At 69.4% G+C, this 12,917-nt stretch carries 20 protein-coding genes; 10 read left to right on the forward strand and 10 right to left on the reverse strand.

Translation table 11 applies throughout. The annotated features are described in order from the left end of the window. Window positions 1-80: 80 nt before the first annotated feature. Window positions 81-383 carry a hypothetical protein gene (locus AB0N02_RS06935; protein WP_363943520.1) on the reverse strand — a complete coding sequence of 101 codons (303 nt, stop codon included), beginning with the start codon at window positions 381-383 and terminating at the stop codon, window positions 81-83. A gap of 297 nt (window positions 384-680) precedes the next feature. Between AB0N02_RS06935 and AB0N02_RS06940 the strand changes: the two genes are divergently transcribed. The 3 genes from AB0N02_RS06940 (at window position 681) to AB0N02_RS06950 (ending at window position 2,536) form a co-directional block, all read left to right on the forward strand. Continuing rightward, window positions 681-977: a hypothetical protein gene (locus AB0N02_RS06940; protein ID WP_363943522.1), complete on the forward strand. Its 297-nt coding sequence runs from the start codon at window positions 681-683 to the stop codon at window positions 975-977. A 673-nt stretch (window positions 978-1,650) separates the two neighbouring features. Further along, window positions 1,651-2,118: a hypothetical protein gene (locus AB0N02_RS06945; protein ID WP_363943524.1), complete on the forward strand. Its 468-nt coding sequence runs from the start codon at window positions 1,651-1,653 to the stop codon at window positions 2,116-2,118. Window positions 2,119-2,221: 103 nt separating this feature from the next. Beyond that, the gene (locus AB0N02_RS06950; protein ID WP_363943526.1) at window positions 2,222-2,536 is read left to right on the forward strand and encodes a hypothetical protein; all 315 of its coding nucleotides are present in this window, start codon (window positions 2,222-2,224) and stop codon (window positions 2,534-2,536) included. A gap of 45 nt (window positions 2,537-2,581) precedes the next feature. Here the strand turns inward: AB0N02_RS06950 and AB0N02_RS06955 are convergent, their stop codons facing one another. Further along, window positions 2,582-2,914, reverse strand: coding sequence for a hypothetical protein (locus tag AB0N02_RS06955; protein WP_363943528.1), 333 nt, complete (start codon window positions 2,912-2,914; stop codon window positions 2,582-2,584). 498 nt (window positions 2,915-3,412) lie between these two features. Between AB0N02_RS06955 and AB0N02_RS06960 the strand changes: the two genes are divergently transcribed. Next, window positions 3,413-3,733, forward strand: a complete 321-nt coding sequence (locus AB0N02_RS06960; protein WP_363943529.1) for a GYD domain-containing protein — start codon at window positions 3,413-3,415, stop codon at window positions 3,731-3,733. Between the two features lie 14 nt (window positions 3,734-3,747). On the opposite strand, the gene AB0N02_RS06965 is transcribed toward AB0N02_RS06960, so the two are convergent. Further along, window positions 3,748-3,903, reverse strand: coding sequence for an HIT domain-containing protein (locus tag AB0N02_RS06965; RefSeq protein ID WP_363944209.1), 156 nt, complete (start codon window positions 3,901-3,903; stop codon window positions 3,748-3,750). A 63-nt stretch (window positions 3,904-3,966) separates the two neighbouring features. Then, the gene (locus tag AB0N02_RS06970; RefSeq protein WP_363943531.1) at window positions 3,967-4,647 is read right to left on the reverse strand and encodes a DUF998 domain-containing protein; all 681 of its coding nucleotides are present in this window, start codon (window positions 4,645-4,647) and stop codon (window positions 3,967-3,969) included. Window positions 4,648-4,711: 64 nt separating this feature from the next. Here AB0N02_RS06970 and AB0N02_RS06975 point away from each other — a divergent pair, with 64 nt between their 5' ends. After that, a complete protein-coding gene (locus AB0N02_RS06975) occupies window positions 4,712-4,915 on the forward strand; it encodes a helix-turn-helix domain-containing protein (protein ID WP_363943533.1) in 204 nt (67 codons plus the stop codon). A gap of 6 nt (window positions 4,916-4,921) precedes the next feature. After that, entirely contained in the window at window positions 4,922-5,380 is a 459-nt protein-coding gene (locus AB0N02_RS06980; protein ID WP_363943535.1) for a Clp protease N-terminal domain-containing protein, read from the forward strand. Window positions 5,381-5,586: 206 nt separating this feature from the next. Here the strand turns inward: AB0N02_RS06980 and AB0N02_RS06985 are convergent, their stop codons facing one another. Further along, window positions 5,587-5,859, reverse strand: a complete 273-nt coding sequence (locus tag AB0N02_RS06985) for a hypothetical protein (RefSeq protein WP_363943537.1) — start codon at window positions 5,857-5,859, stop codon at window positions 5,587-5,589. A gap of 275 nt (window positions 5,860-6,134) precedes the next feature. Here AB0N02_RS06985 and AB0N02_RS06990 point away from each other — a divergent pair, with 275 nt between their 5' ends. Continuing rightward, entirely contained in the window at window positions 6,135-6,398 is a 264-nt protein-coding gene (locus tag AB0N02_RS06990; RefSeq protein WP_363943539.1) for a hypothetical protein, read from the forward strand. A gap of 75 nt (window positions 6,399-6,473) precedes the next feature. On the opposite strand, the gene AB0N02_RS06995 is transcribed toward AB0N02_RS06990, so the two are convergent. Next, window positions 6,474-6,863, reverse strand: a complete 390-nt coding sequence (locus tag AB0N02_RS06995; RefSeq protein WP_363943541.1) for a nuclear transport factor 2 family protein — start codon at window positions 6,861-6,863, stop codon at window positions 6,474-6,476. Between the two features lie 317 nt (window positions 6,864-7,180). Between AB0N02_RS06995 and AB0N02_RS07000 the strand changes: the two genes are divergently transcribed. Then, entirely contained in the window at window positions 7,181-7,450 is a 270-nt protein-coding gene (locus AB0N02_RS07000) for a carbohydrate-binding protein (protein ID WP_363943543.1), read from the forward strand. A 15-nt stretch (window positions 7,451-7,465) separates the two neighbouring features. Here AB0N02_RS07000 and AB0N02_RS07005 read toward each other — a convergent pair whose 3' ends face one another. The 4 genes from AB0N02_RS07005 to AB0N02_RS07020 all read right to left on the reverse strand — a co-directional run bounded on the left by AB0N02_RS07005 (window position 7,466) and on the right by AB0N02_RS07020 (window position 11,448). Next, the gene (locus AB0N02_RS07005) at window positions 7,466-7,735 is read right to left on the reverse strand and encodes a hypothetical protein (protein WP_363943544.1); all 270 of its coding nucleotides are present in this window, start codon (window positions 7,733-7,735) and stop codon (window positions 7,466-7,468) included. A gap of 726 nt (window positions 7,736-8,461) precedes the next feature. Beyond that, on the reverse strand, window positions 8,462-9,217 hold the full coding sequence (locus AB0N02_RS07010; RefSeq protein ID WP_363943546.1) for a hypothetical protein: 756 nt from the start codon (window positions 9,215-9,217) through the stop codon (window positions 8,462-8,464). A gap of 249 nt (window positions 9,218-9,466) precedes the next feature. Then, window positions 9,467-10,228, reverse strand: a complete 762-nt coding sequence (locus AB0N02_RS07015) for a Clp protease N-terminal domain-containing protein (protein WP_363943548.1) — start codon at window positions 10,226-10,228, stop codon at window positions 9,467-9,469. A gap of 146 nt (window positions 10,229-10,374) precedes the next feature. After that, the gene (locus AB0N02_RS07020) at window positions 10,375-11,448 is read right to left on the reverse strand and encodes a hypothetical protein (protein ID WP_363943550.1); all 1,074 of its coding nucleotides are present in this window, start codon (window positions 11,446-11,448) and stop codon (window positions 10,375-10,377) included. A 327-nt stretch (window positions 11,449-11,775) separates the two neighbouring features. Here AB0N02_RS07020 and AB0N02_RS07025 point away from each other — a divergent pair, with 327 nt between their 5' ends. Both AB0N02_RS07025 and AB0N02_RS07030 read left to right on the forward strand, forming a co-directional pair. Then, window positions 11,776-12,081, forward strand: a complete 306-nt coding sequence (locus AB0N02_RS07025; protein WP_363943552.1) for a DUF6300 family protein — start codon at window positions 11,776-11,778, stop codon at window positions 12,079-12,081. Window positions 12,082-12,413: 332 nt separating this feature from the next. Then, on the forward strand, window positions 12,414-12,713 hold the full coding sequence (locus AB0N02_RS07030; protein WP_363943553.1) for a hypothetical protein: 300 nt from the start codon (window positions 12,414-12,416) through the stop codon (window positions 12,711-12,713). Window positions 12,714-12,917: the final 204 nt, after the last annotated feature.

Genomic DNA, 12,917 nt, shown 5'->3' on the forward strand with positions numbered 1-12,917 from the left:
GACAGATAGTCGGAGCACGCGCGAACGCCCCCGTCCTCCGTGTTGGAGGCGGGGGCGCCGTCATGCCGTTCAGTGCCGCGTCAGTCGAGCAAAATGATTCTGTAGCCGACCAGCTTGCCCGATATGGACGCCATCGATATCTCGCCGACCCCTACCGGGTCGCCAGAGCGGTAGATGTACCCCACCTGAGGGTCTACGTGCAGGCCCTCGGCGTGGATCGCTTGCCGGCCCGTGCCACCCGTGCACTGGCTGTAGGCGGTGTTACCCGAGTGCCACGCGGTGCAGCCTGTCAGGGTGGCGTAGGCGGGGGATGCGGAGCCCACCAGCAAAGAGGCGGTGAGCAGGGCGGTGGCGGACACAGCCGCAGCCCGGTTTCTTCTCATGTGCGCTTCCTCCGGTTCCGAAGGTAAATGGCGCTTCCGGTAAGAAACTTTCCTAAGTGGACGATACGTCCCAGGAAGGGCGAATCAAGCGCTTTCCGCGCCTCCACCAGGACAACAGCGCCTCACAGGCCGAGCCCCACTCTCCGTGTCGGAGGCGGGGGCCTCTTGCTGTTCGGGCCTGGCAAAACAGCCTCAGGGCACGGACCATGCAGCCGAAATATGGGAAACCGGGATCTCCTCGACCCCGGCGATCGGTGCTCATCTGAAGGTGTTCCCTACCAGCCGCAAGGAGACCTCGTGAAAATCCGTCGACTATCCACCGCAGCCGTACTCGCGGCGATGAGCGCCGGCGTCCTGGCCGGCGCGACACCCGCCGTTGCCTCCAGCCAGGCAAGCGCCACCACGGCCTCTGCCAGTGAGCACCCCTCTCTGATTGCAGAGCAGTGGTATCGAAAAGGTCCCTACCCGACCCTGGCTGCCTGCCATGCGGCACTGCTGTATGAATTCACCGACCTACCGATAACCGACTGCTATTACTACGACGGCGATCGGCGCCCGGGGATGCTGGGGTACTACTACGACATATACCAGTGACGAACGGGACGCATCCCGCCTGCCCCGTGACGAGTGCGGTTGACGCCCCCGCCGTCTCCGACCGGAGGCGGGGGCGTCCTGCTGTCTACCCGCACACGATCACCCCACCACGAGAACAGCTCACACCATGCCGGTTCCACGCCCCGTCTCCATGCCAGAGACGGGGCTGTCGCGAGCAGGAATGCCGGCACTAATCACCTTGCAGCTGAACAGTGGCGCTTCGCGCATTGCAGGAGGCAGTCGACGTACTACCCGTACCCACCCACGGGCCGTACTTGATGTAGTTCTGCTGCCCCTGACGGGCACAGCTAACCGCGACCCGGTGGCTGCCACTGCCCGACGCGCAATAGGACCGTCCATAGCTGCCTGTGAAAACCGTCGCCTGACAGTTTTGGGGCCAGGCGAAGGCGGGCGAGACGTTCAACGTCACAATCCCGGCAGCCATGACCGCGGCGGCGCCCACCACACTGGCGAGCTTGCGGATAAGGATCATTGCCGTCCTTCCGGTGAGATACGACAAGTGCCCGTCCGAGGCACCCGGCACCAAAGTTCTCAAGTAACGGCCGCGAAGTCGTTGCCGATTTCCGCACGGTTGTTGTCGCTTCCTGCACGGCTACGCCGACCCCGCCCGGCCGCCGCCCCGTACTCTGACCACAACACCGGAGGAGGACCCGTGAGCGAGGTCATCACCACCGGCGTCGGCGACCGCTACCATGCCACCGAAAACTGCCGCGCGCTCCAGGCCGGCCGCCTCGGCGGCGAAGCCCAGGGCTACCGGCTACACGAGACCCGCCGATTTCCGAGCGCCGCAGAAGCCGAAGCTGCGGGCCGGACACCATGCGGAATCTGTGTGGGACGGGACCTCGCCGCCGGCGGGAGCCAGAAGAAGGCAGACGCCATCCTGCGAGGTGAGGACGATGAGCTCCAGCCCGACCCTGCCGATCTCGCCCGCATGCTCGAAGGAATCGAGGAGCGGCGAGCTGCACCGGCCGGACCGGACAGCGTTGAAGAGATCCACGCATGGTTGGCGGCCCGCTTGAGCCGGCCGGACCGACGACCGGTAGACGGACGCGAACAAGCCCCGCCGCTCCCTCGGGAGCGCGGGGCTTTCTGCTGTTCAGGCCCGGCGAAACAGCTGTGAAACGCAGGCCATGCGGCCGAAATATGGAAGACCGGTAGCTCCCCGACCTCGCCGATCGGTGCTCCCCTGGAGGTGTTCTCCCACCCGACCGTGAGGAGCCACCGTGAAGATCCGTCGACTACCAGCCGCAGCCCTGCTCGCAGCGGCACTGGGCACCGCCGCCCTGGCCGGCGCCACACCGGCCGCCCTGGCGGGCGCCGCACCCACCGCCATGACAGGCCTAACCGTCCCCGCCGTCGCCGCGACTTTGCCGCCGGACTGGTACGAGCGGGGCCCCTTCGCCACTCTGGAGATCTGCAAGGCACGCCTGCAGGCAGAAGCCGAGAACGGCGGAATCAACGGGGCACGCGCCTGCCACTACGAGGACCGGCCGTACCAGTGGCAGGATGGCTACTACTACGCGGTGTACATCCCCTGACCCTGACCGGGCGCGACCCGGCCACCAGCGCGGGGCGCGCCCGCCTCAGCCCCTGGCAGCCTTCTGCGGCGCCATCCACGCGGCGTGCCGACCGCCGGTGCCACCCCACCACTCGTGACGGTTGAGCGCCTCCAACGCCTGCAAGCGGGCCTCCCGTGCAGCCTCCGGCTCGGCCCGCTGCTCGTCGGTCATGGCCCCCTCAAGGACTTCCTGCGCCGACGGCAGCGCGGCCGTGACCTCCTGCACCCGGGCGTCCGCCGCCCAGTAGGCGCGCTGGAGGTCGAGCAGGCGGGTGTGGATGTCGGCGGTGGTGTAGGTGGGCCGGTCGGGGTTGCGGACGTCGATGACGCGCAGCGGCTCCACCGCGGGGACGGTCATCGGCGCCTCCTTAGGTCTGCGTGGCCTCCTTAGGTCTGCGTGAAGGCGGGCCGTCTCCTCGTCACGAACTGCGAGTACGGCGTCCGCCACCCCGGACGGCACAGCGAGATTCTTGGGGTCGCCGGTCAGGACCGCGCGGAGCATCTGCCGGGCGACGTCGCCCTTTGCGGCGGTGGTATTCGGTCTTGGCGCGGCGGGCGTTCGGGTGGGTGGTGCTGCCTAGCTGCAGCCACACGCCCCAGTGGTGGAGGCTCGCCACACGGCCGCCGGCTGGGTGGCCGGGGAGTTCGCCGCTTTCGGCGAGCTGCCGGTAGCGGTCGCGTCGGGCCCGGATCTTGCATGCCTTGGCGGATGGTGTCGGCGGGGTCGAAGTGGTGGGGTGGCGTTTTGGTCACCAGTTCCTCATTTCATGGGATTACCGGCACCCGAAGCCGAGAACGGCTCACCTCGCGATGACCGCCTCACGCTGGGGCGGCGGTACAGGAAGAGGACTTGATCATGCCCAAATACCTCATCCAGGCGAGCTACACCGTGGACGGCGTCAAAGGGGTGCTTCGAGACGGAGGCACCGGCCGGCGGCAAGCGGTGGATCGCGCGGTGGAGAGTGCCGGCGGCCAGGTGGAGAGCGCGTATTTCGCGCTCGGTGAGGACGATATCTACGTCATCGTCGACTTGCCGAGCAATACGGCTGCGGCCGCCATGAACCTCACCGTAGCGGCGGGCGGCGGAGTGACGACGCGGACGGTGGTGCTGTTGACGCCGGAAGAGGTCGACGAGGCCACGAGGCAGCAGGTGGAGTACCGGGCTCCTGGTGCGTGACAGCTGCTCGGGGGTCACTGGGTGCCTCCGTTCGGGTAGGCCTGGCGGGCGATGCGGGCGGCCTTCCCGCTGTGCCACGGCAGCGCGAGCCCGTCCCCGTCCTGCCTGGGCACGATGTGCAGGTGCAGGTGAAAAACGCTCTGCGTGGCCTCCCGCCCTGCCGAGGTGATATCGGGATTCGCCTGGACAGGGTCGAGGAAAGGTCCGGCGCGGGCAGGTGTCCGGGTGTTCGGCTAACGTACGCGAGAGTCCGGCCTTGGCCGGTCGCCGTTGCGGTACGTGTCCCGGGCGAGCAGGGTCAGCCATGACCAGGCCGCAACAATCATGATCCGCTGGAACAGGCCGCCGAAGGCCACGAGATTCGGCGATTGGGCGAAGGCGGCGCCGGACAGTGCGAGGGTGACGAGGACGGCGATGGCGGTGGCGGCCGAGTACAGTGCCCAGGCCCGTCTGTTGTCGGCGACGAACCGGCGGGCGAACACGATACAGACCGCCATGATTGCGATGAAAGCGACGAGCGATACGCCGTCGTGCAGGGCCGCATGGGTGCTGCCGTAGGCGGGCATCAGGTTTGGGCTGCCGGGCGGGTATCCGCTCACCGGGTCCGTGGTGAACAGGCCGGCGCCGACGAGGCCGATCGCCCATACGCCGACGAGCAGTGGGCCCCACAGCCGGCCGGGTCCCCGGCGCAGGGTCCGCTGGAGTCCGACGGCGAACACGATGGTCAACGTGCCGGTGATCAGGAACGTGGCGGTCTGCGTCCAGCCGTGGTCGCCGAGGGCGAGGGAGCTGACCGGATGGCGCATCGGATCGTAGCCGTCGCGGGTGGCGCCCTGAATCAGGAAGCTGAGCACGAACAGCGGGCCGGCGGCGATGCCGCAGATGAGTGAGATTTTGGACATGGAGCCCTCCATGCGTCGTCGAGAGACTGTCAGTCTGGATTGACAAACGCGGCGTTGTCAATCCAGACTGACAGGCATGGAAGAGTCCGAACTGGTGGCCCGACTGCAGTCCCATGACCCGGCCGTGGGGCTTCGTGCCGTTGGCGCCCTGCACCGGCTCGCTGAGCAGGTCGAGGCTGCGGCGGTGGCTCGTGCTCGAGCCGAAGGCTGGTCCTGGGAGCAGATCGGCGACGCGCTCGGCGTCTCGCGCCAGTCTGCCCATACCAAGCATGGAAAGTGAGTTGCGATGTTCGAACGATTCACGGCAGGTGCCCGCGCCGCGGTCGCGGCGCACGCACCGGCGGAGGCGCGGCAGCGCGGCGACCGGCGTATCGGCACGGAGCATCTGCTCCTCGGTGTGCTCCATGATGCAGAGGCGGCTCAGGCGCTCGGCGTGGACGTCGAAACGGCGCGGTCCGCGCTCGCCGCCTTGGACGAGGCGGCCCTGGCGGTGATCGGCGTCGACGCCCGTGGCGTCGAGCGGATCACGATTCCGGCACCGTCGAAACGGATGCCTTTCACATCCGGTGCGAAGGCAACGCTGTCGCGGGCTCTTGCCGTGGCCAGACGCGCCGGCGCGCGCCGGGTCACCGGGGGCCACCTACTGGCCGGGCTGCTGGACGGCGACCGCACGGATCCCGCGACCGGTGTGCTGACCGAGCTCGGCGTGGACCGATTTGCTGTCCGCGCCCGTCTCGCGCCGTAGCCGTAGCCGTAGCCGTAGCCGTAGCCGTAGCCGTAGCCGTAGCCGTAGCCGTCGGCCTCGACGGTCCGAGCGGGTCTGTGCCCAGTGGTCGTATAACGACAACGCCGCCGGTGGCGCCGAGGGCGCGATGCCGGGGTCTCGGGGAGACAGGGCGCTCGTGTGGATGACGGAGCACCCCGGAAAAAAAGGGGGTGCTCCGCACGTCGTCAGCAGTTCATGCGGCCGTCGTTGTTCTGTAGGAAGCCGTCGACCTGGCCGACGCCGTGTCCGGCGGCCCAGCCACCGGCGTTCCAGTAGTAGTCAAGGTAGAAGCCTCCGCCCGAGGGGATCAGGTAGAGGGCCGTTCTTCCGGGGGCCGAGTAGACCCACGTGTCCCGGTTGACGTGGCAGAGAACCTGCGCGTGCGCCGGCGTGACCCCGATCAGGGGGGCCGCTACGGCGGTTGCGAGGGTGAGGGCGAGGACGATTCGCTTCATCATTGCGGGGGGGAGCCTCCGGGCTTTGCGGAAGGGGGGCCTGGCCAGGGCTTTTCTTTAGGAAACTTTCCTGTTTGGAACATACCTGACCGGCCATGGACGTCAATACCTTGATCCCGGTGGCTCTGTCGGCCGGGCGCTCACAGGTTCGAGCCCGGTGGAAAAGACCAGGGGAAGCGCCCCATGCGGCCGAAATATGCGGCAAGTGGTAGCTCCTCACGGCAGGTGGCCGGTGGTCACCTTGAGGTGCCCTCCTAGCCGACCGTGAGGAGCCACCTGTGAAAATTCGCCGATTGTCCGCCGCGGCCCTGCTCGCGACGGCACTGAGCACCGCCGTCCTGACCGGCGCCGCACCCGCCTTCGCCGCCGCTCAGACCGGCGCGCACGTCTCTGGTGAAGTCTGGGTGGTCACGTACGGCCCCTACGCCACCCTGGAACAGTGCCAGGCGGAGCGGGAAATCGTCCTCGCGTACGGCGACCCGACCGGCCCCTGCCTGGGCTCCCCCTCATATGGCTACCGCTTCAAGGTCTACATCAACTGAGGGGCGACGGGTGGGCGCGCCGGTCCTCCAGCGGGCCGCCGGAGAACTCGTGGCCGGCCACGGCGCGGATCGGTGTCAATCACGACCGATGACCTCGGGCGAGGAACCGGCGAAGACGATGATCTCGTCGATGTCGCCGTCCGCGGTCACATGGACGACGTCCATACCGGACAGGAGGCTCTCACCGGCGGCGTTTTCGTAGCTCCAGCCGAACCGCGCCCATTCCTGGGGCGCGTCGACCCGGGTCGTCCTGACAAGGCGGCATGGTCCGGCCGGACTGCCCTGAACCACCTCGGTGATGAAGTCCTCGACGGCCTTGCGGCCGACACCGCGGCCCAGTGGCCCCCAGAAGACGACATCGGCGGTGAGAGCGCGGCTCAGGAGGGTGGCGCGTCGCTCAGGATCGGTGGTGGCGGTGGCTTCGATGAAGGTGTCGATGGCCTGCGCGCGGTGGTCCTCGTCCATCACTCGGTAATCCTCTCACCGAGTAGCGCCGGCACGTCCCCGACACGGTACAGCGGACGCCCGAACTCGTTCCTCCCGTGAGCCGGGATCCCACGGAAATTCGCCATGGTCCCGATGATCCGCCAGGTGGAGTGCGTGGTCGTCCTGGTCGGCGGCGCGCTCCAGCCGTCGGCTCCGCCCGCGGCGCGATCACCGGGCCGGATGGCCGGGAGTGCCTTCCGAATCGGACATAGCGACACGCTATGCAAAAACGTTGGCTGTTCGTCTCCTGGCGGCACGGGCACTGTGGGAGTACCCCCGTTTTCGAAGGAGCCGCGGTGAAGCGCATCTCCACCTCCGCCACCGCCGTCCTCGCGGCGGCCGTACTGGGTGCCCTCCTGTACGGTGCCCCGCCCGCCGCCGCCGAGACCGGCGGTGGCGGAACGGCACAGGTGGCCGGCATCCCCGAGTGGCAGGTGGGGCACAGGTGCGCGGCGGGTGACCTGATCGTCTACGGCGGCCACGTCTACAGGTGCCTGGTGAGTCACGTGTTCGTGATGGGCTGGGAGCCGCCGAACACTCCGGCCCTGTGGCGGCTCGTGAAGTGACGGCGGCGAGAGGGGCTACTCTCCGGCGGCCTGCCGCAGCGCCTTCTGCGCGGTGTATCGGTCGTCCACATCCCGCCACCACGGATGCCGGTTCAGCGTCTCCAGCGCCCGCAGCCGTGCCTCCCGAACCTCGGCCAGTTCCGCGCGCTGCTCGTCGGTCATGGCCCCGTTCAGGATCTCCTGCGACGACGGCAGTGCGTCGATGACCTCCTGCACGCGGGTGTCCGTGGCCCAGTAGGCGCGCTGGGCCTCCAGCAGGTCGGGCGGGAACTCGTAGTCAGCCATGGTGCATCTCCCGGGATATGGTTCCGGGCGATCCTAATCCCGCTGTGATGGCAAACCGAAAACGCCGCGCCCAGGGCGGGAGGCGAGGGCGGAACGCCGCCGTCCGGGTCTTCGCGCCGGGTGCCGTTTCCCCGTTCGAGGCCGGGTGGCCCGCTGTGACGTGTCCGTACGGCGGGCGGGAAGGCGTGCTCCGGACGGGGCGGACCGGTGTTCGCGGCGGGGGATCGGTGCGGGCCGGACCTTGCGGGCCGCGCGGCCGTACCGGTTGCGAACCGTGACCGGATATCGCTGGACATGAGGGAGGCTCGCGCATAGGTTGATCTCCCTCGGCCGCCGCGGATTCCCCCTCTCCGGCGGCCGACTCACTCTCCGGGGCGGCCGGGCCGCTCCCGCCTGACGGGGCGAGGCCGTTCACCTCGAGTTCATACCGGTCGGTTATGGCCGGTCAACGGCTATGAACGATGAGGCATCCTCCGGGGCGAGGAGGACGCTCATGGCGACGTACAACACCCTCGTGGACGAGGATCTCCGGCTGGAACTGCTGCTCGTCGAGGTACTGCACCACGAAGCCGAGCGGCTGGCGGACGGCCGGGATCGCGCCCCCCGCTCCGGTGACGGCGGCCGGGGCTCCGGACGCACGCGGGGCTCCGGACAAGCGAGACCCCCGCCGTCCCGAGGGACGACGGGGGCTGTTCTGCGTGCTTGGCCGTGCTCTTGGCCGCGGTCCTACCTGGGCGTCGAGGTCGAGGTCGGGCTGGGCGAGCCCGGACCCTTCGGGCCGTCCTCGTCGTCGCGCTCGTGGCCACCGCCGCCGCTGCTACCGAGCTTGGTGCACTTCAGGCGGGGGTAGCCCTTCACGCTGCCGTCCCACTTGCACAGGGACTGCACGCCCTGCAGGTCGAGAACGAAGGTGTCGAGGCTCTTGCCGTCCTTGCCAGGGGCGCCGTCCTTGCCGTCGCGGCCGTTCTGGCCGTTCTTGCCGGGAAGGCCGTCCTTGCCGGGGGCGCCGTCCTTGCCGGGAGCGCCGTCCTTGCCGGGGGCGCCGTCCTTACCGTCCTTGCCGTTCTCGCCGGGAAGACCGCGGAGACCCTGCTCGCCCTTCGGCCCCTGCGGGCCGGCGGCACCCTCCTTGCCGGGCTGACCCTGCGGACCGGTCTTACCGGGCAGGCCCTGCTGGCCTTGCGGTCCGGGGGCGCCGTCCTTGCCGGGGGCGCCCGCGGGGCCGCGCTCGCCCTGCGGGCCGGGGCCGGAGACCTGGGTCTGTCCCTGGGCGGCCCGCTTGGTCCACCAGGTCTTCGTCTCGGTCGGCTTGCATCGGGTGGTCCTGGAAACCAGGCGCAGCGCCCCGGTGTCCTTGGCCGCGCACGCGTAGACCAGCTCGTCGGCCGCCGTCTTCTGCGCTGCGGAGGCGGTGGTCACGCTGGACAGGCCGACCGCGAGAACGGCGGTGGCGAGGATCGCGACGGGAGTTTTCAAACGCATGGTGTGGAGCTCCGTGGAGAGGTTACGAAAGGCGAGAATCGTGACGCGGCTCGACCAGGGTGGCAGATGGGAACGATCCACGCGGATCGTATCGGATCATGTGATGAAAAAGAGACATGCCTCCACATCCCTTGGGGGCAGGGCGTATTCGTCACACATTGCGCGCCACATCGCCCCTGTGCGTCGCGTACCGCGCCGTCCGTGCGCGTTATATGCCGCACCGTCCGTTCGGGGGGACTCGTGCCCGCCTCACTCCTCCCCGGCGACTCGCTCCAGCCTCTCCTCCAGCTGTTCCAGGCGCCGCACGATGGGCCGCAGTTCCCGGTGTATGGCCGCGGACAGGGACTCCGCCGGATCGCCTGATTCGGAGGCCCGAGCGGCCTGATCCTGTGCTCTGAGGTGGACGTAGCCGGCCAGGGCGGCGGTGACGGCACGGCGCGTCAGCCTCGGGTCGGCGCCGAGACTGCGCAGGACGTGCCCCGCGACCCCGCTGGGTTCGGCGATCAGGCCGAGGAGCAGGTGCTCGCATCCGACGTAGTTGTGCCCCATGGCGATCGCGTCGGTGACCGTCAGCTCCAGGGCACCCGCCGCGGACTCGCTGAACCGCAGCGCGGCGTCGTCCGCCGCGACGGTCTCGCGAGGGGCCAGCCTGGCCAGCTCGTACCGCACCTGCTCGGGGTCGATCTCCATGGCGCGCAGGATCTGCAGGGCCAGGTTGGAGCCCTCCGCCAGCATGCCGCTCAGCAGGTGCTCGGTACCGACCTCGGCCGTCTTCGCGGCGCGCGCCTGCTCGGCCGCGAGTGTGATCGCGGTGCGGGCTCGCGGCGCGAAGTTGGCGAAACGCGCGCTCCCGCCGTCGAGGTCGGGAGCGCTGAGCCCCGTCTCCCTGATGGCGGTGATCCGCCGTACGGCCTGCTCCAGAGCCCGCTGGCAGACGGCGGAGACCGGAACGCCCGCCTCCTTGACCGCCTCGGCCAGCTCGTCGGGCAGGTAAACATTGATTTTCGGCATGTCTCCCCTATGGGGTTATCAAAGGGTTATAGTCCATGTATAACCCCGCCTCCGGTGCCTGTCCAGTAGGACCTGATCATGCTGAGACCGGCCCGGAGAGTCACCCGGTGACCGGCCTCAGAGTGGGGAGACGGCGGGACACGGCACTAGCGGGAGATGTCCCCGAGAAGGCGGGTCACGCTTGCGCTGGGAGAGGCTCCGCGGGTGGAGAGCCAGGCCATCCCGTTGCGGGCGGCGTAGGCGGCCAGTTTGCGCGCGTCGGCCGGAGTGAGGTCACCCGGCCCGGCCAGCATGGGGGAGAGGGCGATCCGGTGCCGGCAGGTGGCCTCGCCCAGCGAGTCGGCGATCTGAGGGTGGGCCGCCCGGACGGCTGTGACGATCGGCCGCAACCGAGACCGGCCGGCGGGCGCACTCCTGAGCGGGACGAGGAGGTTGACCGCCGAGACCTCGGCACCGCGCCGCCGGGTGACGCGGAGCATCTCCTGATCGGCGCGGGCCAGACCGGATCCGCCCGCGGGCAGGGTGAAACTCACCGTGAGGGCTCCGCCGCCCGCCGCGGCCTCGTGCTGGAGGGCCGCGATGGCGTCGGCGCGCCGTAGGACGGCAGCCTCGTCGGAGGGCGTCCTGAGGTCGAAGTCGATGTAGTCCGCGCCGAAGGTGCCGACCGCCCGCCGGTACGCCTCGGCGAGCCTGCCGGGGTCGGCGCAGGAGTCGGCCAGTTCGCGTCCCGCCGGGCCGCCGAAGACCAGCCCGGCGTCGCCGCCCGCCGCGCGCAGGCGCCCCAGGCGGCCCGCGACGGGACCGTCGTCGCGCTCATCACGGCCGTGCCACTCGGAGCTGCAGCCGTCCGCCGCCGCGGTGAGGTGCCCCAGCGTGAACCAGTGGACACGATCCCGCCGGCCGGTCTCCGGTGGCTCGGAGGGCAGCGCGGGGAGCGGATCCCTGGCCGCGTCCACGAACGTCACGAACCCCGAGGGGCGCCGGATCCGCACCGGTGCCTTGACGGCGGCGGGTCTGACGGCGGACGGGGGCGCCGCGATCCCGGCGGGGGACGGGCGGGCGGGCCGGAACGGGTGCTCGCCGGTGCCCGAGGGCAGCAGCCAGAGCGCGGCACCCGTCCCGGTGACGAGCGCGACGGAGGCGAGCGCGACGAGGGATCGCGGCGGGGTGCCCGGCTCGCGGACGCGGCGGGCGGTGGGGGGCTCTGCCGCCACCGGCATGGAATCCACCTCCTCGACGACACCGGACGGTCGCGGTGGGTGTTCGGCCCATCACGTGACGCACCGGAGGTCTGAACGGTAGCAAGCGCTCCGCCACGCCGTTGGCTTTCTGCGGATGCCGTCCGAAGTACCCGGATAATGGTGTTCGCGAAGTTGGGGATGTCGATGGCGTCCCGGGCAGGGGTGACAACCCTCTGCGCGAAGTGCATAACGGGCACACGGGCGGTCCGGGCGGCCGAGATAACGCGGCCAGAGTTCTCTTCGGAGACCGGGGTCGCTTTCATCGTTTTGGTAGTAATGCGGAGAATTGAGGCGTACCGTCCGACAGTGGATGAAGTCCAATTCCGCTTTACGGACGCGCTGCCGTCCTGTCCTCACTGCGGCAGAGCGAGCCTGATGGCCGTCGATCTCAACCAGTACGGCCGGGGCCTGGTGGTCCTGTGCCAGACCTGCGACAGCGGCCGACCGGCGCGAGTCGCATGGCTGGAGTACCTCGCCGCGGGGAAAGCCAAGCGCTCTCCTGAGGAGATGGGGCCCGCGGAGCTGGAGGAGGCCAAGCGGCTGTGGGATGCCTGCTTCTCGGACCTCCTCTCAGACAGTCCGCTGGGCATGCCGATGGACTTCGAAAACTAGCCGGGTCCGGTGATCGCGCTTTTCGGCGCCGATGCGTCGGCGGTGTCCGGGCGGTTCGCGAAGCGGGCCGATGCGAACCGCCTGGGCTCCTCTGGCCGAGGCGTCCCGCTGGCATGACGGCCGTACGACCCTCGGTGTCCAGGGCATGGCCACCCAGATGGCCGCCCGGGGACACGCGCAACTGGGGAGGGGCAGGCCGCGAGGTCCCTGCTTGGGGAGGCCGAGAGCTTGGGGAGGCCGAGAACCTCATCAAGAGCGCGGCTGAGCGTCCAGACGACGAACCGCCGTGGATGTACTTCTACGGGGAGGACTGGTTCCTCATGCAGCGAGGCATGGCCGAGCTGGAGCTCGGCGACGGCCGACGGGCGGTGCCGTTCCTTGAGCGGGGGTTGTCGGAGCTTCCGGAGTCCTACCGACGTGACCGTGCCTGGTACGGGGCATGCCTGGCCCATGCCCACGCGACGGCTGGCGAGGCCGAGGCCGCGGCAGAGGTGGCGCTCGGCATCGCGCCCGACGCCGTGGCCGTGAACGCCTATGCCGTCCGGGATCTCCGCAAGGTGGTCAAGCTGCTCGACCGTATGCGGGCGCCGGGTGCGCGGGATCTTGAGGATGCGCTTCCGATGTCTGCCTGAGCCGGACATGACGACGTCCCGCTGGTCGGTGACCGGCGGAGCGGGCCGACCGGTTTTGGACCGGCGGGCGATCACGGGCATGCTGTCGCCGCCGATCGAGGTCGGCCCTCGCCAGGTCCATTTGTCGTCAAAGGGTTCCGGCGTCCGGTGGCGTACCGCTGGCGGTAGATCCACATCCGGTTAGACTTCCTGCGGATATCTGTG

It is taken from the genome of Streptosporangium sp. NPDC051022 (assembly GCF_040683035.1).
In the GTDB taxonomy this organism is placed as follows: Bacteria; Actinomycetota; Actinomycetes; order Streptosporangiales; family Streptosporangiaceae; genus Streptosporangium.